Raw genomic sequence first — 20502 nt, 5'->3', positions numbered from 1 at the left:
CCTGTTGCCGGGTGCATCCCGGCTTTGATGGAGAATTAAAATGGCTGATCTTGCAAAGATCGTTGACGACCTGTCGGCGCTGACCGTTCTGGAAGCTGCCGAGCTTTCGAAGCTGCTCGAAGAAAAGTGGGGCGTTTCGGCTGCCGCTGCTGTTGCGGCTGCTCCGGCTGCTGGCGGCCCCGCCGCTCCGGCTGCTGAAGAAAAGGACGAGTTCGACGTCATCCTGACGGGCGACGGTGGTCAGAAGATCAACGTCATCAAGGAAGTCCGCGCGATCACCGGCCTGGGTCTTGGCGAAGCCAAGGCGCTCGTCGAAGGCGCGCCGAAGCCGATCAAGGAAGGCGTGAACAAGGCCGAAGCCGAAGAGCTGAAGAAGAAGCTCGAAGCTGCCGGCGCGACCGTCGAACTGAAGTAATTCGGTTCGCGGTCGGCGGGTAACCGTCGGTACGCGTTTGCCAAAAGAAAAGGGCGGTGCCGCGAGGCGCCGCCCTTTTCTATGGGCTTCGGGGAAGGTCAGTTTCGATACCAGCCAGGGCGCAGGCTGCCCGGATGACCCTTGGCCGGGGCAGGGCGATGGACTTCCTGTTCGGCGGCGGCCGGGACAGGGCGCTGCGAGATTTCCCAGGCACTGGCGGGAGTTCGGCGAACCTCCTTCTGCGCGGCGAGCGTCTGTTCATATTGCAGGCGCTCGCGGCGATCGAGGAAGCGCGCGCGCTTGAGCCGCATCTTCAGTGTCGCGAACGGATTGTCGGGCGTCGGCCCGGCGAGCGCCATCGCTTCGTGGCGCCCCATGCTTCCGTGCGGAGCCGCGGCGAAGGCAGGCGCTGTCGCGAACGCGGGCGCCTTTGCCAATTGCGGGGCGCGATCCATTGCGGGCGTTGGCGCTTGCTCAGGCGGTGTCTCGATGGGGGCATCGTTCTCGACGGTCCTCTCGACCGATGCCGTTTTTCGGCGTCGCGCGAGGGCAAGACCCGCACCGCCGACCAGCAGCAATGCTGCGGCGCCAGCGGCGATCTCCCACGGAAAATCATTGGCAGGCGCCGCCGCCGGGGTTGCGTCCGCCGCGGGCGCTGCGGCGGCCGGAAGGGGTGCCACCATCGCCGGATCGGCCGCGGCCGCCTCGCTTGCAGTCGCACTTGTCATCGCGGCTTCGGCGCGCTCCGGCGCGGGAGCGGCTGCGGGCGTGGGTTCGCTCGGCTGCGCGGGTCGTGCGGTTCGCGTCCGCGTGGCCGGAGCAGAGGTCGCGGCGCTTTCGCGCGCTGCGGGGGCCGGCTCGGCCGCCGGCTCGGGTTCGATGTCGAGCGGCACGCGGATCACCGGGGCAGGAGCGACGGGGGCGGTCGTCTGCGGCGTGACCGTCGGTGCCGTCGGCACCGGGTCGGCAACCGGCGGGGGCGAGGTTGCGGGCGGGACGGTTACAGGCGACGTCATCGGCATTGTGGGCACAGTCGTCGGCGCTTCCTGCGCCAGCGCGGCGGGGGTGGACAGGGCCAGGAACGCGGCAATCGCGCTCGAGGCGGGGCGGGAGAGGGCGATTTTCTTCAACATAGTGAAGGACAAACGTGCGTCCGGGCGAAAGTGCTGCCCGTTTTGGGCGATTCCGCGACGAACCGTTGCCGACGAACGGCTGGCCGACCCGCCGCCGATCCGCCGCATTACGGTTGGAACGCGGGTTTTCAGCCGATTTTCAGCCGAGCGGTTCGGGCTGCCTGCTGCAAAGCGCGGTTGACGCCGCCGCCGAGATTGCCGCGCCGACCAGCGCCATGTCGTTGTCGAGCCGCGTATCGAGCGCCGGCCCTTTCAAGGCCGAAAGCTCGGCGATCAGCGGCATCGAAAGCGACAGGCGCAGCGTCCCCGCCATCGCGCCGCCGGGGAGTCGGTGCGTCTTGACCGGTTGGCCGATCCTGATCTCGCGCCCCAGCCACTGGCGCGCATTGCGGGCGATGAGGGCGTGCATTGCCTTGGCGGTGTCGAAATCGCACCGGGGCCAACGCGAGGCGAGGTCGATCGTGACGAGCGTGTCGGTCGCAAGGCATCCGGCCTTGCCCGCGCACGGCACGCACGCGAGTTCGAGCCGCGTCATCATCTTGCCGACATGCGTGCCGAAGGCGGTAATGACATCTGTTAGACGTTCGGCAGGAAGCGCCGCAAAGCGTTCGATCTCGATCTGTGCCGCCTGGAGACGCAGCAGAAGGCCGAAATTGCCGAGCGCCGGGAGGCAATCGGCGCCCGGCCAGTCGGCGGGCCATTCGGCGCGCGTCGCAAGGCGGCGGAAGCCTGCGGGGAGCGGCAGCGCCCGGTCGCGCACCGCCGCGGGCACGAGCGCAAAGCCGCTGAACGGCGGGCCGCCCGCAAATTTCGAGCCGGTCATCAGCACGACGCATCCCGCTTCGAGATAGCGGCGGACGACGGCGGGCGAGACGCGCAGCTGGCAGGCGTCGACGACGACGGTCATCGCTTCGCCATGCGCCGCAACCAGCCGTTCGACGTCGTCGATTGCCGGCAAAGTCAGCCCCGACTTCGATCCGTGGACGACATGGACGACCGCGCGCCGGCCATCGGCAGCGGCCTTTTCGACCTGTTGCGACAGGTCGGCCGCAATGTCGGGCGAACTGCGCGGTTGCCCGCTCGCGTCGCGGACCGCGACGTCGACCAAAACCGTCGCGGCGAAAGCCGGATCTATCGCCGATTGCGCGACGACGCGCGCACCCGTGGCGGTTTCGTCGGCGAAAAAACGGCCCGCCGCGCTGTGAATGCACCCGCTTCCGACCTCGTCGCGACCGAGGAGGATGGCGGTCAGCGGGCGCCCGTCATGCGCGGCTGCCAGCCCAACATATTCCAGATCGGTGCCGGAGGCGGCGAATATGACTGCGGTATCGGCCAAGGGGCCGGCGAGGCCGAAATATTCGCGGAACTGGACGCGCAGAAGGGCAAGGCCTTCGGCATAGTCGGCGGCGCCCACCGGCCGACCGAAGCGACCGCTCCAGCGGCGGTCGAGCGTGTCGAAGGCGTGCTGCGAAATGCTGCTGATCGTCGACGAGCCATAGGCCAGCGCGTCCGTCGGCAAAATGCTCGCAAAATATTGATTACGCCCGTCGGTATCAGGCCGGATGCGCGCGTCACCGCCGCTGGCGAGCGCGGCCGCCAGCCGCGCCGTGCTGCGCCCACGACCATCACTGCCAAGGTCGAACGCACCGGAATTGAGCAGCATCGGGGAGGCATCCTGTCGGCAAGTGGGGCGTTGCAGGATTAGGATGCCAAGATGACAATGTTTTGGCGTTTTGGTTTCAATGCCGTCATCGAACGGTCATCGCTCTGCAACCCAATTGTGGTGAAGGCGTCGCATGAAAATGAGCAACCTGACCCCGACCCGCCTCCCGGCCTCGCTGCGCGACACGCGGCGCCTGCTATTCGTTGCTAAACATGCGCGATGGGAAGGTGGCCTGCATCCCGAGGATGGCAATCACGCCGTCTATCACCGCGAGACGCGGCAGATCCTAGAGGGTCTGGGGATGCCGCTGAGCGTCGCCGACAGCTATGCCGCGCTCTTCGACCAGCCCGACGCCGATTTCGTCTTCCCGCTGCTCAACCGCGGCGGGTTCTTCAACTCCGAAATGTTGCTGCCGCTGCTCTGCAACCGGCTCGGCCTTCCCTATGTGGGGGCATCGCCGATCGTGCGCGGGCTGTCGGACGACAAGCATCTCACCAAGCTGGAAGCGGCGGCGCGCGGCATTCCCACCGCGCCCTGGGCGCTGTTCCGCCGCGGCGCGCCGGTCGATGTGTCGCGATGCCCGCCCGCGAAGCGCTGGGTAATCAAGCCGAACAACAGCTCGGCATCCTGGGGTATTCGCGACGCCCATGACCGCGCGGAGCTCGCGCAGGCGATTGCCGAGGTGCAGGCGCTCGACCATGACGCGATCGTCGAGCCTTTCATCGAAGGTAGCGATGTCGAAGTACCCGTCATCACGATTGGCGGCGGGCCCGCGATGCTCCCGATGATGATATTCGAACAGGCCGACCCCAGCCATTTGCGCACCTATCAGGAGAAGCGCGACCTCGTCGACCGCAGCGCCAAATACAGCCTGAAGCTGTTCGACGACGACGGGCTGCGCGACCGGATCGTCGCCTATACGCAGCAAATGGCCGCGGTTTTCCAGCCGTTCGACTATGGCCGCTTTGAGTTTCGGGTCGATTTCGCACGCGGCGAAGTTCGCCTGCTCGAAGTCAATTTGAACTGCAACCTCTGGTCCGAAAAGGTCTTTGGCCGCGCCGCCGTCGCCGCCGGATTCAGCCAGGCCGACCTGATCGAAACGATCGTCGCCGAAAGCATGATCCGGCAATTTGGTGCCGCTGGCGTGCGGAAGGTCGCGGCATGACGGGATCGATCCTCATCCTCGCCGGCCGCCGCCCCGGCGCGACCGATCCGCTGGCCGAGGCTGCCGGCGTCGGCGACAAATGCCTCGTACCCGTTGCCGGTCGCGCGATGATTGCGCATGTGCTCGAAAGCGCGGCCGCGAGCCGCGCCGAGCGGGTTTTCATATCAACGCACCATGACCGCTTGCTCGACGACATTGCCGATCCGGTCATCGACCGGCTCGGCGAGCGGCTGACGCTGGTCGCGGCGGCCGACAATTTGGCCGACTCGGTCCTCGCCATCGCCGAACGGGCGCGCTTTCCATTGCTCGTCACCACCGCCGACAATTGCCTGCTCACGCCCGAGACGATTGAGGAAATCGCCGCCGAGGCCGCAAGGCTGGGCGCCGAGGCCGGCGTCGCGTTGGCGCGGCGCGAAGATGTGCTTGCGGTCCACCCTGAAGGACAGCGGCGCTTCTATGAGTTTTCGGACGTGGCAGTTTCGAACTGCAACGCCTATTGGATCGGCAGTCGCAGCGCGCTCAAGGCCGCCGAAGCATTTCGCGGCGGCGGGCAATTCGTCAAGAAGCCGATCCGCGTGCTGCAGGCATTCGGCCTCATCAACCTCCTCCGCTTCCGCTTCGGGCTCGGCCCGATCCATCACATATTTCAGCGTATCTCGCGCCGTTTGAAAGTCGAAATCGCCCCGCTGCTCGTAAGCAACGGGGCGACGGCGATCGATGTCGATAACGAACGGTCGCTGCGCGTGACCGAAGCGCTGATGACGAGGGGCGTCGGCGTCAGTCGGCGACCCAGTTGCCGTGAAATCCCGGCGGAACCCGGTGCGGCAGATGAACGACCGCTTGCGGTGACCCGGTAAAATCGTCGGCATTGAGGATGACGAGGTCGGTCGTTTCGTCATTCATGTTGACGACGAGCCCGATCAGCCAGCCATCATCCTCCGCACCGCTTTCGCTGCGCGGAACGAAAACAAACTCGCCGGGGTGGCGGCCGGGACCGAAATCAAGCACCGCGGTTTCGCCGCGTTCGAGGTCGTGGCGGAACAGCCGCGTATCGGCGAGCGCCCATTCGAGGCTTTCGCCGTCGGGGATCGCCACCGAATAGATATAACGATAGGGTCTTGTCGTCAGCCGCTCGTCGTAGCGCGGGAATTCCTGCGCATGATCGTGGATGACGGTGCGCGTCGTCGTGCCCGCGGCGGCATCGATCGTCCAGCGTTCCATCCGCGATTTGTGGCTGTCGGGGCCGCGCTTTGATTCGGCGAACATGGTTTCGTGCGCGACGACGTCGACGATCACCTTGCCGTCTGCGGCTTCATGGGCGTTGGCGGGGTGAAAGACATAGCAGGGATCGACTGGCACCCAGGCGATGCTGTCGCCGCTTCCGCCGCGCGGCAACAGGCCGACGCGCGCCGGATGCGCCTTGTTCCACGCATAGGGGAAGGGATAGCCCGCGAGCAGCATCTTCATCGAGAATGTCACCGGGAGGTCGAACACGAGCACATGATTTTCGGTGATTGCACAGTCGTGGATCGACGGCCCGTCGCTCACCGCGATTGCCTCTTCGCGAACGACATGGGCCTGGCTGTCGAGCACGACATGCCAGACACGGGTGGGTTCGTCGCCACGATAAGTGATCGCGTGCGTTTCGTCGGTGAAAGGGTCGTGGTGCGGGTGTGCGGTATAGGCGCCGACAAGCGTCCCGTCGAACGGGTTGTGCGCAATCGTGTCGAGTTCATAGCCAAGCTCGACGGGCTTCCCGCCCGCCTCGACGATGGCGAAGGTCCGACCGTCGAGGCCGACGACGTTAGTGTTGGGCGCGTCATTTCGTTCGATGCGCGGGCCGGGCGGCACCTCTTCGCCCAACGCGGCGCACGCTTCGCTGCCGCGAACCCAGCGGTTGCGGTACCAATCGGCCTTTCCGTCGGCGATCCGCACGCCGTGGACCATGCCGACCCCGGTGAACCAGTGATAGCTCGCCGGATCGGGTGCGATCGCGGGATTGGGGCCGTTGCGCAAATAGCGACCGGTCAGGCTGGCGGGGATTTCGCCGTCAACGCGAAGCGCTTCCAGCGTCACCTCTTCCTCCATCGGCTTGTGGATACCGGTCAGGAAGGGATGGGCGTCGGTCGGGCGAGGGAGACGCTTGCGATTGAAATCGGCGATTTTGCCAATTCCTTTGACGACCGCGCCGCGGATCAGGGTTTCGACATCGCTCGCCATTCTTAAGCTCCTTATGCGGAAAGATATTGCAGGGGGATTGCAGGGGCGACTCGACATGTTTACAGTGGCAACATGAACGACGAAGGTAACAGTGTCAACATAAAAGGCGCGCGGCCCAAGGGTGCGGGCACCTATCACCATGGCGACCTGCGCGCGGCGGTGATCGCCGCGGGGATGAAGCGGCTCGCCGAAGGCGACGCGAGCGAACTGGGATTGCGCGCGCTCGCGCGCGACGTGGGGGTCAGCGCGACCGCACTTTACCGCCATTTTCCGGACAAGGAGGCGGTGCTCGACGCGCTCGCCGACGAGGGGCTGCGGCGATTGGGGGCATTGCAGGCGCAGGCCTGGCTCAAAGCGGGCGGCGGAAGCGCCGGGTTCAAGGCGACCGGCGTTGCCTATGTCCGCTTTGCGCACGACGAACCTGCGCTGTTCAGGCTGAGCTTCACGCGTCAAATGCCGACGCGTTACGAAGGGGCCGACAAGGATGGCGGCGAGGTCGCCTATAACCTGCTGCGCGCCGGTGTCGGGGAGGCGCTGCCCGGCGTTGACGATCCCGACAATGCCGCGCTCCACGCCTGGGCACTCGTCCACGGGCTCGCGATGCTGGTCCTCGACGGACGCGTCGACTGGGACGAGGCAAAGATCGAGCAGGTCGTCGGCCTGACCTTCGGCGGCATCGCCTGACGCGCGCGTCGCGTTCGGCCCGTCCTGTCCATTCCGGACGCAGTTACCGGCCGTCCGCCGCAAATTATCGGTTTGTTTGCCATTTTTTGGCTATGGAGCTGACATGACAAGGTCGCTCCCTCCGCATATCGAGGCAGCCTTCTGGCTGCTGCTGACGGCAGTAGGGTATTTCCTGCTCGCGAGCCTCTCGCTTTATGCGACCAAGGGCGCCGACAATATTGCGGCGATCTGGCCGCCGAGCGGCTATTTTCTGGCGCTGCTGCTGTTGATGCCGGCGCGCGCGCAGATCACGGCCTTTATCGGAATGGCCATGGCGAGCATTGCGGCGAACATGCTCGTCGGCGGGTCGTCGCTGCTGCTGTCAGCCGGCTTTACCGTCGCCAATGCGTGCGAGGCGGTGATCGCGCTGGGGGTGCTGCGGATTGGTGGTCCGGGCGACCTGTCGTTCATGGTGCCTCGTGCGGTCGCGAAATTCTGTGCGGCGGCGATCATCGGAAGTCTGACGGGTGGTGTCTTTGCGGCGCTGCTCACCGGTTCGGGTCTGAATTTCTTTCTGTCGTGGACGACGACGGTTGCATTGGGAATGTTGATCGTTGCCCCGATGATCGTCATCTTTGCGCGCATGATCGCGTCGGGCGCGCTCCAGAATGTCCCGATGCGCATGAAGCTGGAATCGGCCGCCATCATGCTCGGTGTCGCGCTCATGACCGGCGCGACCTTTTCGCAGTCCCTGTTTCCGGGAACTTTCGTGCCGTGTCTTGCCGTTATCCTTGCGGCCTTTCGCCTCGGCCCCTTCGGCGCGGCAGCGAGCGTCCTGGTGGTCACGATCGTGGCCTCGCTGATGACGGTGCACGGCTATGGCCCCATCGCGGCCATCGACGCGCAGCCGAAGGTTCATGTGTATTTCCTGCAATTCTATCTGCTCGCCCTCTTGTTCACGGCGTTGACGCTGGCGGCGCTGACGGTGATGCATCGCCGGCTCGCCAAGCGGCTCGAACAAAGCAACCGCTTGTTGCTCCAGGCCGAGGCAGCGGCGCTCGTCGGTCATTGGCGCGTCGATTTGCAGAACTGGACGATCCAGTGGTCCGACCAGGCCTATCGTGTCCACGGGCTCGAACCCGGCACGCCGGTCGACGTCGAATATAGCGTCGACCGCTATGTCGACGAAGACGGGCAGGAGGTTCGCCGCATCATCGAGGACGCGGTCCGGACCGGTGAGCCGTTCCAATATCAGGGACGCATTCGCCGGCCCGATGGCGTCATCCGGCATGTGAAATCGCACGGATCGGTCGAGTTCAGCCGTCGCGGCCGGGCCATCGCCATATTCGGCACCGTCCAGGACGTGACCGAGGTGGTCGAAAATGCCCGCGTTCTGGAAGCCGCGCGCAGTGCGGCCGAGCGCATCGCCAATACTGACATGCTCACCGGCCTTCCCAACCGCCGCCACACGCTCGCCGAACTTGAAGCGGCGCTCATCGAGGCGCGCGATGGCGAAGGCGCGCTCGCGGTCGCGATTTTCGACATCGACCATTTCAAGCGGGTCAATGACAATTATGGCCACGCGGCGGGCGATGCGGTGATCCGCCGTGTTGCCCATCGTGCGCGCGGGGTGCTGCGAGACGTCGATCTCATCGGCCGCGTCGGGGGCGAGGAATTTGTCGGCATCTTGCGCGGATCGAGCGCACAGGCGGCAGAGATCGTCGCCGATCGCGTTCGCAAGGCGGTCGAGAGCGAGGCGGGTCTGGCCAATGATGCGCCGCGCGTGACGATCAGCGTCGGGCTTGCGCGGTTCGACGGCGATTCCGATATCGAGGAACTGATGCACCGCGCTGACCAGGCGCTCTATCGCGCCAAGCGTGAGGGCCGGAACCGCGTTGGCATGGCGGCCTGATCCGGGCCAAGCGCCCGGCGGTCGATTGACAGTCAGCCCCGCCAATTCTATATAGCCCCCATACCCCGGCGTCCGGGAAGCGGCCTGACTTTGCGCAGCGGGCCTCAGGAATAGGGCGATCGGGACTTCGATATGCGTTGGAAAGCTGCGGTAAACCGGCAACGGTTGCCTGCGGCTTTTTTGCGTGTCGGTGCGCTCGCGACCATGATTCTTACAGGCGAGACAATCACTTATGGCGACCAAGGCGAAGTCGGTGGGCAAGGCCCTCGAAGCAACCGCGACCAAGCGAATCCGCAAGCTGTTCGGCAACATCCACGAAGCGGTGGAAATGCCCAACCTCATCGAGGTGCAGCGCGAATCCTATGAACAGTTCCTGCGGTCCGACCCTTCGGTCGGCTATGTTTCGGGCCTCGAAAAGACGCTGCGCAGCGTTTTCCCGATCCGCGATTTCGCCGGCACCGCCGAACTCGACTTCGTCCACTACGAACTCGAAGACCCGAAATATGACGTCGATGAATGCCGTCAGCGCGGCATCACCTATGCGGCGCCGATGAAGGTCACGCTGCGTCTGATCGTCTTTGAAGTCGACAGCGAAACCGACACCCGCTCGGTCCTCGATATCAAGGAGCAGGACGTTTACATGGGCGACATGCCGCTCATGACCGAGAACGGCACCTTCTTCGTCAACGGCACCGAGCGTGTCATCGTGTCGCAGATGCACCGTTCGCCGGGTGTGCTCTTCGACCATGATCGCGGCAAGACCCACTCGTCGGGCAAGTTCCTCTTTGCAGCGCGCGTGATTCCGTATCGCGGTTCGTGGCTCGATTTCGAGTTCGACGCGAAGGACATCGTCAACGTCCGCATCGACCGCAAGCGCAAGCTTCCGGTGACGTCGCTTCTCTATGCGCTTGGCATGTCGGGCGAGGAAATCCTCAACCATTTCTATGACCGCCTCGTCTTCGAGCGCGCCGAAAACGGCTGGAAGGTTCCCTTCGTCGTGGAAAACTGGCGCGGTTCGAAGCCCGCCTTCGACGTCGTCGATGCCAAGACCGGCGAAGTCGTTTTCGCCGCGGGCCACAAGATCAGTCCGCGCCTCGCCAACAAGGCGGCGAAGGACGGTCTCGACACGCTGCTGATCCCGACCGAGGAAATCTTCGGTCGCTACAGCGCCTATGACCTCATCAACGAGTCGACCGGCGAAATCTATATCGAGGCCGGCGACGAAGTGACTGCCGAGAACCTCGAAAAGATGGACGCGGCGGGCATCGACAAGCTCGTGCTGCTCGATATCGACCACAACAACACGGGCCCGTGGATCCGCAACACGCTGAAGGCCGACAAGGCCGAGGATCGCGACCAGGCGCTGTCGGACATCTACCGCGTGATGCGCCCCGGCGAACCGCCGACGCGCGAAACCGCCGAAGCGCTGTTCGGCGGCCTGTTCTTCGACGCCGAGCGTTACGACCTGTCGGCCGTTGGCCGCGTCAAGCTCAACATGCGCCTCGGCCTCGATGCCGAGGATACGGTCACGACGCTCCGCAGCGAGGACATCCTCGCCGTGGTCAAGGAGCTGGTGAACCTGAAGGACGGCAAGGGCGAAATCGACGACATCGACAACCTCGGCAACCGCCGCGTGCGTTCGGTCGGCGAGCTGCTCGAAAACCAGTATCGCGTCGGCCTGCTCCGCATGGAGCGCGCGGTGAAGGAGCGCATGAGCTCGGTCGACGTGTCGACCGTCATGCCGAACGACCTCATCAACGCGAAGCCGGCGGTTGCGGCGGTGCGCGAATTCTTCGGGTCGTCGCAGCTCTCGCAGTTCATGGACCAGACCAATCCGCTGTCCGAAGTCACCCACAAGCGCCGCGTTTCGGCGCTTGGCCCGGGCGGTCTGACCCGCGAACGCGCGGGCTTCGAAGTCCGCGACGTTCACCCGACGCACTATGGTCGTATCTGTCCCATTGAAACGCCCGAAGGGCCGAACATCGGTCTGATCAACAGCCTCGCGACCTTTGCGCGCGTCAACAAATATGGCTTCATCGAAACACCGTACCGCCGCGTCGTCGACGGCAAGGTGACGAACGAGGTCGTCTATCTGTCGGCGATGGAGGAATCGAAGCACACCGTCGCGCAGGCGAACGCCGACCTCAACCCCGACGGCAGCTTTGCCGAGGAACTGATCTCGGCACGCGAAGCCGGCGAATTCCTGATGGCGCCGCGCGAACAGATCACGCTGATGGACGTGTCGCCGAAGCAGCTCGTTTCGGTCGCAGCATCGCTGATCCCCTTCCTTGAGAACGACGACGCCAACCGCGCGCTCATGGGTTCGAACATGCAGCGTCAGGCCGTGCCGCTGCTCCGCGCCGAGGCGCCCGTTGTCGGCACCGGCATGGAGGGCACCGTTGCGCGTGACTCGGGCGCGGCCATCGCGGCGCGCCGCGGCGGCATCATCGACCAGGTCGATGCGACGCGTATCGTCATCCGCGCGACCGACATGATCGAACCCGGTAAGTCGGGCGTCGACATCTATCGCCTGCAGAAGTTCCAGCGTTCGAACCAGTCGACCTGCATCAACCAGCGTCCGCTGGTGAAGGTCGGCGACGTCGTCCGCGCGGGCGACATCATTGCCGACGGTCCGTCGACCGAACTCGGCGAGCTGGCGCTCGGCAAGAATGTGCTCGTCGCCTTCATGCCGTGGAACGGCTACAATTATGAGGACTCGATCCTCATTTCCGAACGCATCGTGAAGGACGACGTCTTCACCTCGGTCCATATCGAGGAATTTGAAGTCACTGCGCGCGATACGCGCCTTGGCCCCGAAGACATCACCCGCGACATCCCGAACGTCGGCGAGGAAGCGCTGCGCAACCTCGACGAAGCGGGCATCGTCTATATCGGCGCCGAGGTCGGCCCCGGCGACATCCTCGCCGGCAAGATCACGCCGAAGGGCGAAAGCCCGATGACGCCGGAAGAAAAGCTTCTGCGCGCCATCTTCGGCGAAAAGGCCAGCGACGTGCGCGACACCTCGCTCCGCCTGCCGCCGGGCGTGTCGGGCACGGTCGTCGAAGTCCGCGTCTTCAACCGTCACGGTATCGACAAGGACGAGCGCGCGATCGCGATCGAACGCGAGGAAATCGAGCGGCTGAAGCAGGACGCCGACGACGAGCGCGCGATCCTCAACCGTGCGACCTTCTCCAGCCTCAAGGAATTGCTGGTCGGCCAGACCACCAGCGCGGTTCCGAAGGGCATGAAGAAGGGCGAAGAGCTGACCGAAGCGGCGCTCGTCGAACTCGACCGCGCCGACTGGTGGAAGCTCGCGGTCGTCGACGACAAGGCGCAGACGGCGCTCGAAGCGATCAAGGCGCAGTATGACGAGGCGATCAAGCGCATCAACGCGAAATATGAGGATCGCGTCGAAAAGCTGCAGCGCGGCGACGAACTCGCACCGGGCGTGCTCAAGATGGTCAAGGTTTTCGTCGCGGTGAAGCGCAAGCTGCAGCCGGGCGACAAGATGGCCGGCCGCCACGGGAACAAGGGTGTCATCAGCCGCATCCTGCCGGTCGAGGACATGCCGTTCCTCGAAGACGGTACGCATGTCGACATCGTGCTCAACCCGCTGGGCGTGCCGTCGCGCATGAACGTCGGCCAGATCCTCGAAACGCACCTTGGCTGGGCGTCGCGCGGGCTGGGCCGGCAGGTGACGCACGCGCTCGAGGAATGGCGCGACGCCAATCCCGAAATGACCGGCGGGCAAATGCCCGAAGCGGTGCGCGAGGCGCTGATCGAGGTCTATGGCGAGGAATATGTCGAGGACATCAAGTCGCGCGACGCCGATAACATCGTCGAAATGGCCGAGAATCTGAAGGTCGGCGTGCCGTTCGCGACGCCGGTGTTCGACGGCGCGAAGGAAGCCGATGTCACCAACATGCTCACCCTCGCGGGTCTGCATGAATCGGGGCAGTCGGACCTTTACGACGGACGCACCGGCGATCGTTTCGACCGCAAGGTGACCGTGGGCTACATCTATATGCTGAAGCTCCACCACCTCGTCGACGACAAGATCCACGCGCGTTCGATCGGCCCCTACAGCCTCGTCACCCAGCAGCCGCTGGGCGGTAAGGCGCAGTTCGGTGGCCAGCGCTTCGGTGAAATGGAGGTCTGGGCGCTCCAGGCCTATGGCGCGGCGTACACGCTGCAGGAAATGCTGACGGTGAAGTCCGACGACGTGATCGGCCGCACCAAGGTCTATGAAGCGATCGTCAAGGGCGACGACACCTTCGAGGCCGGCATTCCCGAAAGCTTCAACGTGCTCGTCAAGGAAATGCGCTCGCTGGGCCTCAACGTCGAACTTTCGTCCTATGCGGACGAGGACGACGACGAGGGTCCGGAAGCCCTTCCCGAAGCCGCCGAATAAGATTTTTCCTCACCCCTCTCGCCGCGCGCGAGAGGGGAAGATGGAGCGAGAATATGAACCAGCTTACCAACTTCATGAACCCGGTCGCGAAGCCCGAAACCTTCGACATGATCAAGATCGGCATCGCGAGCCCGGAACGCATCCGTTCGTGGTCGTTCGGCGAGATCAAGAAGCCCGAAACCATCAACTACCGCACGTTCAAGCCCGAACGTGACGGCCTGTTCTGCGCGCGCATCTTTGGTCCGATCAAGGATTATGAATGCCTGTGCGGCAAGTACAAGCGCATGAAATACAAGGGCATCGTCTGCGAGAAGTGCGGTGTCGAAGTCACGGTGACCAAGGTCCGCCGCGAGCGCATGGGCCATATCGAGCTCGCCGCGCCCGTCGCGCACATCTGGTTCCTGAAGTCGCTGCCGTCGCGCATCGGCCTGCTGCTCGACATGCAGCTCAAGCAGCTCGAACGCGTCCTCTATTTTGAAGCCTATATCGTTCTCGAGCCGGGCCTGACGCCGCTCGAAAAGTTCCAGCTTCTGACCGAGGACGAACTGCTCGACGCGCAGGACGAATATGGCGAAGACGCGTTTAGCGCCGGCATCGGCGCCGAGGCGATCCGCGTGCTGCTCGAGAATCTCGATCTCGAACAGGAACGCGTCGACCTGATGGAAGAGCTCGCGACGACCAAGTCGGAGCTCAAACCCAAGAAGATCATCAAGCGCCTGAAGGTCGTCGAAAGCTTCATCGAATCGGGCAATCGCCCCGAGTGGATGATCCTGGAGGTCGTGCCGGTCATCCCGCCCGAACTGCGCCCGCTGGTGCCGCTCGACGGCGGCCGCTTCGCCACGTCGGATCTCAACGACCTCTATCGCCGCGTGATCAACCGTAACAATCGTTTGAAGCGCCTGATGGAACTGCGCGCGCCGGACATCATCGTCCGCAACGAAAAGCGCATGTTGCAGGAAGCCGTCGACGCGCTGTTCGATAACGGCCGCCGCGGCCGCACGATCACCGGCGCCAACAAGCGTCCGCTCAAGTCGCTCAGCGACATGCTCAAGGGCAAGCAGGGCCGCTTCCGTCAGAACCTGCTCGGCAAGCGCGTCGACTATTCGGGCCGTTCGGTCATCGTGACCGGTCCCGAACTCAAGCTGCACCAGTGCGGCCTGCCCAAGAAGATGGCGCTCGAGCTGTTCAAGCCGTTCATCTATGCGCGCCTCGACGCCAAGGGTCTGTCGATGACCCTGAAGCAGGCGAAGAAATGGGTCGAAAAGGAACGCAAGGAAGTATGGGACATCCTCGACGAAGTCATTCGCGAGCACCCGGTCCTGCTGAACCGCGCGCCGACGCTTCACCGTCTCGGCATTCAGGCGTTCGAGCCCGTGCTGATCGAAGGCAAGGCGATCCAGCTTCACCCGCTGGTTTGCGCGGCCTTCAACGCCGACTTCGACGGCGACCAGATGGCCGTTCACGTGCCGCTGAGCCTTGAGGCGCAGCTCGAAGCGCGCGTGCTGATGATGTCGACGAACAACATCCTCAGCCCCGCGAACGGCAAGCCGATCATCGTTCCGTCGCAGGACATGGTCCTCGGCCTTTATTATCTGTCGCTGGAGCGCGAAGGCGAGCCGGGCGAGGGCATGATGCTGGCCGACATGGCCGAGGTGCATCAGGCGCTCTACACCGGCGCCGTGACGCTGCACTCGAAGATCATCAGCCGCGTCCCGCAGACCGACGAGCAGGGCAACGAATATCAGAAGCGGTTCGAAACCACGCCGGGCCGCATGCTGATCGGCGAATGCCTGCCGAAGTCGCACACCGTGCCCTTCGACGTCGTCAACCGCCTTCTGACCAAGAAGGAAATCGGCGACGTGATCGATCAGGTCTATCGCCACACCGGCCAGAAAGAGACCGTGCTGTTCGCCGACGCGATCATGGCGCTGGGCTTCCGCCACGCGTTCAAGGCAGGCATTTCCTTCGGCAAGGATGACATGATCATCCCCGCATCGAAGGAGAAGATGGTCGACGATACCCGCGCGCTCGTGAAGGATTTCGAGCAGCAGTATCAGGACGGCCTGATCACGCAGCAGGAAAAGTACAATAAGGCGATCGACGCCTGGTCGCAGTGCGGCGACAAGGTCGCGAACGCGATGATGGACGAAATCCGCGCAACGCCGAAGCTCGACGACGGCCGTCTCGCCCCGATCAACTCCATCTATATGATGGCGCATTCGGGTGCGCGTGGTTCGCAGGCGCAGATGAAGCAGCTCGCGGGCATGCGCGGCCTGATGGCCAAGCCGTCGGGCGAGATCATCGAAACGCCGATCATCTCGAACTTCAAGGAAGGCTTGACCGTCCTTGAATATTTCAACTCGACCCACGGTGCGCGTAAGGGTCTGGCCGATACGGCGCTCAAGACGGCGAACTCGGGTTATCTGACCCGCCGCCTTGTCGACGTGTCGCAGGACTGCGTCGTGATCGAGGAAGATTGCGGCACGACCCGCGGCATGGAAATGCGCGCGATCATCCAGGGCGGTTCGACGATCGCCTCGCTCGGCGAGCGCATCCTCGGCCGCACGACGCTCGAGGATGTCGCCGACAAGGACGGCAACGTCATCGCGCCCGTCGGCACGTTGCTCGACGAAGCGATGGTCGCACGGATCGAAGAGGCCGAGGTCCAGTCGGTCAAGATCCGTTCGCCGCTGGTCTGCGAAGCGACGCTGGGCGTTTGCGGCAAATGCTATGGCCGTGACCTTGCGCGCGGCACGCCCGTGAACATCGGCGAAGCGGTCGGCGTCATTGCCGCCCAGTCGATCGGTGAACCGGGCACGCAGCTGACGATGCGGACCTTCCACATCGGCGGCGCGGCGCAGGTCAACGAACAGTCGAACCTTGAAGCCATCTCCGACGGCACGATCGAATATCGCGAAATGGCGACGATCGTCGACCAGCGTGGCCGCCGTCTGGCGCTGTCGCGTTCGGGCGAGATCGCGATCATCGACAGCGAAGGCCGCGAGCGCGCGACCCACAAGCTGCCCTATGGTGCGCAGATCATGCACAAGGACGGCGAAAAGGTGAAGAAGGGCGACCGGATTGCCGAATGGGATCCGTTCACCATGCCGCTGATCACCGAAAAGCAGGGCGTCGTGAAGTATCAGGACCTGATCGACGGCAAGACGCTGATCGAGCAGGTCGACGAAGCGACGGGCATCGCCCAGCGCGTCGTGATCGAATATCGCGCCGCCGGTCGTGGCAAGAAGGAAGACCTTCAGCCGCGCCTCACGCTGCTCGACGATGCGTCGGGCGAAGCCGCGCGCTACCTGCTCGCGGTCGGCACGATGATCTCGGTCGAAGACGGCCAGGAAGTGCAGGCGGGCGACGTGCTTGCCCGCGTCAGCCGCGAAGCGTCGAAGACGCGCGACATCACCGGCGGTCTGCCGCGCGTCGCTGAACTGTTCGAAGCCCGCATCCCGAAGGACAATTCGGTGATCGCCAAGGTTTCGGGCCGCATCGAGTTCGTCAAGGATTACAAGGCGAAGCGCAAGATCGCGATCGTTCCGGAAGAGGGCGATCCGGTCGAATATCTGATCCCCAAGTCGAAGGTGCTCGAGGTTCAGGAAGGCGACTATGTGAAGCGCGGCGACGCGCTGATCAGCGGCTCGCCGAACCCGCACGACATCCTCGACGTCATGGGGGTCGAGGCGCTGGCCGAGTTCCTCGTTGCGGAAATCCAGGAAGTCTATCGACTGCAGGGCGTGAAGATCAACGACAAGCACATCGAGGTGATCGTTCGCCAGATGCTGCAAAAGGTCGAGATCACCGATGGCGGCGACACCACGCTGCTGCCGGGCGAGCAGCTCGATTACCTGGAGATGATGGAATATAACGCCAAGCTGCCGAAGAATGGCAAGCCGGCAGAGGGCCGTCCGGTCCTCCTCGGCATCACCAAGGCGTCGCTGCAAACGCGCAGCTTCGTTTCGGCGGCATCGTTCCAGGAGACGACCCGCGTCCTCACCGAAGCCTCGGTGCAGGGCAAGGTCGACTCGCTGCAGGGTCTCAAGGAAAATGTCATCGTCGGCCGCCTCATCCCGGCGGGTACCGGCGCTGCCATGAACCGCGTTCGCGTCACCGCCTCGTCGAAGGATGCTGCACTCCGCGCCGCAATGCGCGCCGCGAACCAGGAGCATCTGATCGCGCCGCAGACCGCAGCCGAGGAACATGAAGCCGAACTGGCGCAGGGCCCCGAAGCCGCGATGGGCGACGATCCGCTCGGCGCCGTCCAGGGCAGCGCATCGGGCGAAGACGATGTGATGGTCGAAGAACGCACCGAAGGCGCGGGCGAGGAATAAGCCCCTCGGCCCCAATGGCCTCGACGAAACAAGCCCCGCCGGAGCGATCCGGCGGGGCTCTTTCGCGGGCGGCTTTGGGGTGGGAAGCGGACGTTCGACGCGATTAAAGCCCCTCCCCTTCAGGGGAGGGGTTTGGGGTAGGGGTCCGACGCCTTGCGCAAGGCCGCTGGTCCCCACCCCACTCCGACTAGGCAGCAAGCTGCCACGTCTTCGTTGCCCCTCCCCTGAAGGGGAGGGGCTGTCTTTTCCTTACGGCAACTATCGGTCGTACTCGGACATCAAAGAAAAAGGCCCACCGGTCGGACCGGCGGGCCTTCGTTTATGTGGATTTGTGCGGGCCGGTGCGACTGCGCCTGAAAGGCGGCCGGCCCGATGCTGCGTCAGTTCGCGAGGATCGCGACCGTGATATAGAGCAGCAGCGGCAGGCCGAAGCCCAGCAATGTCAGCGCCACAAAGGCGATGCGCGTCCACAAGACGTCAAAGCCGAAGCTGTCCGCCATGCCGGCGCACACGCCGAAGATCATGGCATTCTGACGATTCTTGCGAAAACCCTGTTTCATGTCTTTCCTTTCCGTCCCGGTCCGCGACAATCTCTGGACCGGCGTTGTTGCGTGCGGCGTGGGGAGGTCCGCCGGTCAGATGACCAGCGAACCGACCTGCGCACCATTCTGTCCGGCAATCGCCAGGAACATCACCGAGCTGTAGAGCGCGGCGAAGGCGCCGAGGGCGTAGCTCTTGACGACGTCGACATTGAAATGTGCCATGATAAACTTCCTTTCTGACCTCCCGCCCGGACTATCCGGTGGATGCCCAATACAATGCAGGAGGCGTGCCAATTCCGTTCATCCGCAGTTAACCGCCGTTTTCGGGTTACAGAAATAATATTTCAACGGAAAAATAGCTCTCAAATGGTGAAAAATCCCAACGATATGAAATTTGTCCGGTCGCATTTTCGGTGCCCCGGCTTGGACGCCTTCCGCCGGTGCGTTGTGGGCTGGCATCGGGCAACCTGCTAAGCTACGCGCAAGGCGAATGACGCTCACCCGCCTCTCGCTCACCGATTTTCGCAACCATGCGGGCGCCGACTTCGCGGCGGGATCGGGGTTGGTTGCCATCCACGGCGACAATGGCGTTGGCAAGACCAACATCCTCGAAGCAATTTCCTTGCTCGCGCCGGGGCGCGGTTTGCGGCGCGCGCCGCTTGCCGAAATGGTACGCGACGGCGCGGGCGGGGGTTTTGCGGTTTTTGCGGAAGTGCAGGCGGGGGCGGACCTGCCCCATGTCGCGCTCGGCACGGGGATAGAGCCCGCGCAGCCGGGACGGCGCATCGTGCGGATCAATGGCGCGCCTGCCGCGGCGACCGCGCTCGGCGACTGGCTGGCGGTGTTGTGGCTGACGCCGGCGATGGACCGGCTGTTCGTCGAGACGGCGGGCAACCGCCGCCGCTTCCTCGACCGGCTCGTGCTCGCGCTCGAACCGCGCCATGCGCAGCATGGCAACCGGTACGAGGCGGCGCTGCGCGCGCGGGGGAAGCTGCTCGCCGACGCGGCGCAGGCCGACCCACGATGGCTCGCGAGCCTCGAGGCGCAACTCGCCGAGCACGGTGCGGCGATCGATGCGGCGCGGCAGCGGACACTGGCGGCGCTGTCGGTGGAACTTGCCGAGCAACCCGACGCGCCTTTCGCGCGCCCGCTGCTCACGCTCGTCGACGCCGAAGGGGGGGCGCGAGCGGCGCCATGGGCGATGGAGGAACTGCGCAGGCTGTTCGCCGAAAGACGGCGCATTGACGCCGCCGCAGGCCGCGCGACCGCCGGGCCGCATCGCGACGATCTGGCGGCGGTCCACGCGGTCAGCGGTCGCGCGGCGGCGCGCTGCTCGACCGGCGAGCAAAAGGCGATGCTGCTCTCGCTCGTCCTCGCGCATAGCGACCTCGTCGCGCGGCTGCGCGGGCAGCGGCCGGTGCTGCTGCTCGACGAGGTTGCCGCGCACCTCGACCCGTCGCGCCGCGCCGCGCTCTATGCGCGGCTGGCGGGGCAGGGCGGACAGGCGTGGCTCACCGGGACCGAGGCGGCGCTTTTCGACGATATGCCGGGGCCGGTGACGCGCTTTCGCATCGCCGACGGGCGGGTATTGACGGGGTAGCGGGGCGAAGAGGTTGCAAACCGATGGATGACGAGCAAGGGCCGGAGCCGAGGCTTCAGAGAATTTCCTGCACCACCTCCTGCGGACGGCAGAAACGCACGCCCTTGTCGGTCTCCACAAACGGGCGGTTCACATAGGCAGGGTTGTCGACCATCGCGGCGATGATCGCATCTTCGCTCGCGTCCGTCAGTCCGCGTTCCTCGGCATCGGTGCCGCGCAGCCGCAGCGCCTCGCGTGCGGTGAGGCCGGCGTCCTTGAAAAGCTGGCGCAGCTTTGCCTCGCTATAGGGTGTTTTCAGATATTGGATAACCTCGACCTCGACGCCGGGCGTCTCTTCGAGGATCGCGAGCGTCTTGCGCGACGTGCCGCAGGCGGGGTTGTGCCAGATCGTTGCTTTCATGGGGCGGGTAACTAACGCGGCCTTACCGCAGCGTAAACCGG

Annotated in this window: 14 protein-coding genes; 8 read left to right on the top strand and 6 right to left on the bottom strand. The window is 64.5% G+C overall.

What is annotated here, in order from left to right; translation table 11 throughout:
* The first annotated feature begins 40 nt into the window (after positions 1–40).
* Complete coding sequence (gene rplL, locus JI743_RS04460) at positions 41–415, top strand: 50S ribosomal protein L7/L12 (protein WP_201926318.1); 375 nt, start codon at positions 41–43, stop codon at positions 413–415.
* Between the two features lie 98 nt (positions 416–513).
* Here the strand turns inward: rplL and JI743_RS04455 are convergent, their stop codons facing one another.
* Together JI743_RS04455 and JI743_RS04450 are read right to left on the bottom strand one after the other, a co-directional pair.
* A complete protein-coding gene (locus JI743_RS04455) occupies positions 514–1431 on the bottom strand; it encodes a hypothetical protein (protein WP_236659683.1) in 918 nt (305 codons plus the stop codon).
* A 256-nt stretch (positions 1432–1687) separates the two neighbouring features.
* Positions 1688–3211 (bottom strand): hypothetical protein, encoded by a 1524-nt coding sequence (locus tag JI743_RS04450; RefSeq protein WP_201926315.1) that lies wholly within the window; start codon positions 3209–3211, stop codon positions 1688–1690.
* A 139-nt stretch (positions 3212–3350) separates the two neighbouring features.
* Here JI743_RS04450 and JI743_RS04445 point away from each other — a divergent pair, with 139 nt between their 5' ends.
* Together JI743_RS04445 and JI743_RS04440 are read left to right on the top strand one after the other, a co-directional pair.
* The gene (locus tag JI743_RS04445; RefSeq protein ID WP_201926313.1) at positions 3351–4376 is read left to right on the top strand and encodes a D-alanine--D-alanine ligase family protein; all 1026 of its coding nucleotides are present in this window, start codon (positions 3351–3353) and stop codon (positions 4374–4376) included.
* The gene (locus JI743_RS04440) at positions 4373–5233 is read left to right on the top strand and encodes a nucleotidyltransferase family protein (RefSeq protein WP_201926311.1); all 861 of its coding nucleotides are present in this window, start codon (positions 4373–4375) and stop codon (positions 5231–5233) included. Before JI743_RS04445 ends, JI743_RS04440 begins: the two co-directional genes overlap by 4 nt.
* On the opposite strand, the gene JI743_RS04435 is transcribed toward JI743_RS04440, so the two are convergent.
* A complete protein-coding gene (locus JI743_RS04435) occupies positions 5154–6596 on the bottom strand; it encodes an 8'-apo-carotenoid 13,14-cleaving dioxygenase (RefSeq protein WP_201926308.1) in 1443 nt (480 codons plus the stop codon). The two genes, JI743_RS04440 and JI743_RS04435, sit on opposite strands and share 80 nt — an antisense overlap.
* A 72-nt stretch (positions 6597–6668) precedes the next feature.
* Between JI743_RS04435 and JI743_RS04430 the strand changes: the two genes are divergently transcribed.
* From JI743_RS04430 to rpoC, 4 genes are all read left to right on the top strand, one after another.
* The gene (locus JI743_RS04430) at positions 6669–7280 is read left to right on the top strand and encodes a TetR/AcrR family transcriptional regulator (RefSeq protein ID WP_201926306.1); all 612 of its coding nucleotides are present in this window, start codon (positions 6669–6671) and stop codon (positions 7278–7280) included.
* Positions 7281–7383: 103 nt separating this feature from the next.
* Positions 7384–9171 (top strand): sensor domain-containing diguanylate cyclase, encoded by a 1788-nt coding sequence (locus JI743_RS04425; protein ID WP_201926304.1) that lies wholly within the window; start codon positions 7384–7386, stop codon positions 9169–9171.
* 232 nt (positions 9172–9403) lie between these two features.
* Positions 9404–13582 carry a DNA-directed RNA polymerase subunit beta gene (rpoB, locus tag JI743_RS04420; RefSeq protein WP_201926302.1) on the top strand — a complete coding sequence of 1393 codons (4179 nt, stop codon included), beginning with the start codon at positions 9404–9406 and terminating at the stop codon, positions 13580–13582.
* A gap of 53 nt (positions 13583–13635) precedes the next feature.
* Positions 13636–17919 carry a DNA-directed RNA polymerase subunit beta' gene (rpoC, locus tag JI743_RS04415; protein WP_201926300.1) on the top strand — a complete coding sequence of 1428 codons (4284 nt, stop codon included), beginning with the start codon at positions 13636–13638 and terminating at the stop codon, positions 17917–17919.
* Positions 17920–18299: 380 nt separating this feature from the next.
* On the opposite strand, the gene JI743_RS04410 is transcribed toward rpoC, so the two are convergent.
* Both JI743_RS04410 and JI743_RS15270 read right to left on the bottom strand, forming a co-directional pair.
* On the bottom strand, positions 18300–18479 hold the full coding sequence (locus JI743_RS04410) for a PspC domain-containing protein (RefSeq protein ID WP_201926298.1): 180 nt from the start codon (positions 18477–18479) through the stop codon (positions 18300–18302).
* 75 nt (positions 18480–18554) lie between these two features.
* Complete coding sequence (locus JI743_RS15270) at positions 18555–18683, bottom strand: hypothetical protein (protein ID WP_261312157.1); 129 nt, start codon at positions 18681–18683, stop codon at positions 18555–18557.
* A 268-nt stretch (positions 18684–18951) separates the two neighbouring features.
* Between JI743_RS15270 and recF the strand changes: the two genes are divergently transcribed.
* A complete protein-coding gene (gene recF, locus JI743_RS04405; protein ID WP_201926297.1) occupies positions 18952–20061 on the top strand; it encodes a DNA replication/repair protein RecF in 1110 nt (369 codons plus the stop codon).
* Between the two features lie 55 nt (positions 20062–20116).
* Here recF and arsC read toward each other — a convergent pair whose 3' ends face one another.
* Positions 20117–20461: an arsenate reductase (glutaredoxin) gene (arsC, locus tag JI743_RS04400; RefSeq protein WP_201926295.1), complete on the bottom strand. Its 345-nt coding sequence runs from the start codon at positions 20459–20461 to the stop codon at positions 20117–20119.
* Positions 20462–20502: the final 41 nt, after the last annotated feature.

This window comes from Sphingopyxis jiangsuensis, from assembly GCF_016734905.1.
Classification (GTDB): domain Bacteria; phylum Pseudomonadota; class Alphaproteobacteria; order Sphingomonadales; family Sphingomonadaceae; genus Sphingopyxis; species Sphingopyxis jiangsuensis.
This window is presented reverse-complemented; position numbering and strand designations above follow the sequence as displayed.

What these genes read in the sequence shown, in the direction of transcription:
- arsC (WP_201926295.1), bottom strand. Translation starts at nt 20,461, where the DNA reads ATGAAAGCAACGATCTGGCACAACCCCGCCTGCGGCACGTCGCGCAAG.
- recF (WP_201926297.1), top strand. Translation starts at nt 18,952, where the DNA reads ATGACGCTCACCCGCCTCTCGCTCACCGATTTTCGCAACCATGCGGGC.
- JI743_RS04450 (WP_201926315.1), bottom strand. Translation starts at nt 3,211, where the DNA reads ATGCTGCTCAATTCCGGTGCGTTCGACCTTGGCAGTGATGGTCGTGGG.
- JI743_RS04430 (WP_201926306.1), top strand. Translation starts at nt 6,669, where the DNA reads ATGAACGACGAAGGTAACAGTGTCAACATAAAAGGCGCGCGGCCCAAG.
- rpoC (WP_201926300.1), top strand. Translation starts at nt 13,636, where the DNA reads ATGAACCAGCTTACCAACTTCATGAACCCGGTCGCGAAGCCCGAAACC.
- JI743_RS04455 (WP_236659683.1), bottom strand. Translation starts at nt 1,431, where the DNA reads ATGACGTCGCCTGTAACCGTCCCGCCCGCAACCTCGCCCCCGCCGGTT.
- rpoB (WP_201926302.1), top strand. Translation starts at nt 9,404, where the DNA reads ATGGCGACCAAGGCGAAGTCGGTGGGCAAGGCCCTCGAAGCAACCGCG.
- rplL (WP_201926318.1), top strand. Translation starts at nt 41, where the DNA reads ATGGCTGATCTTGCAAAGATCGTTGACGACCTGTCGGCGCTGACCGTT.
- JI743_RS04440 (WP_201926311.1), top strand. Translation starts at nt 4,373, where the DNA reads ATGACGGGATCGATCCTCATCCTCGCCGGCCGCCGCCCCGGCGCGACC.
- JI743_RS04435 (WP_201926308.1), bottom strand. Translation starts at nt 6,596, where the DNA reads ATGGCGAGCGATGTCGAAACCCTGATCCGCGGCGCGGTCGTCAAAGGA.
- JI743_RS04410 (WP_201926298.1), bottom strand. Translation starts at nt 18,479, where the DNA reads ATGAAACAGGGTTTTCGCAAGAATCGTCAGAATGCCATGATCTTCGGC.
- JI743_RS04425 (WP_201926304.1), top strand. Translation starts at nt 7,384, where the DNA reads ATGACAAGGTCGCTCCCTCCGCATATCGAGGCAGCCTTCTGGCTGCTG.
- JI743_RS15270 (WP_261312157.1), bottom strand. Translation starts at nt 18,683, where the DNA reads ATGGCACATTTCAATGTCGACGTCGTCAAGAGCTACGCCCTCGGCGCC.
- JI743_RS04445 (WP_201926313.1), top strand. Translation starts at nt 3,351, where the DNA reads ATGAGCAACCTGACCCCGACCCGCCTCCCGGCCTCGCTGCGCGACACG.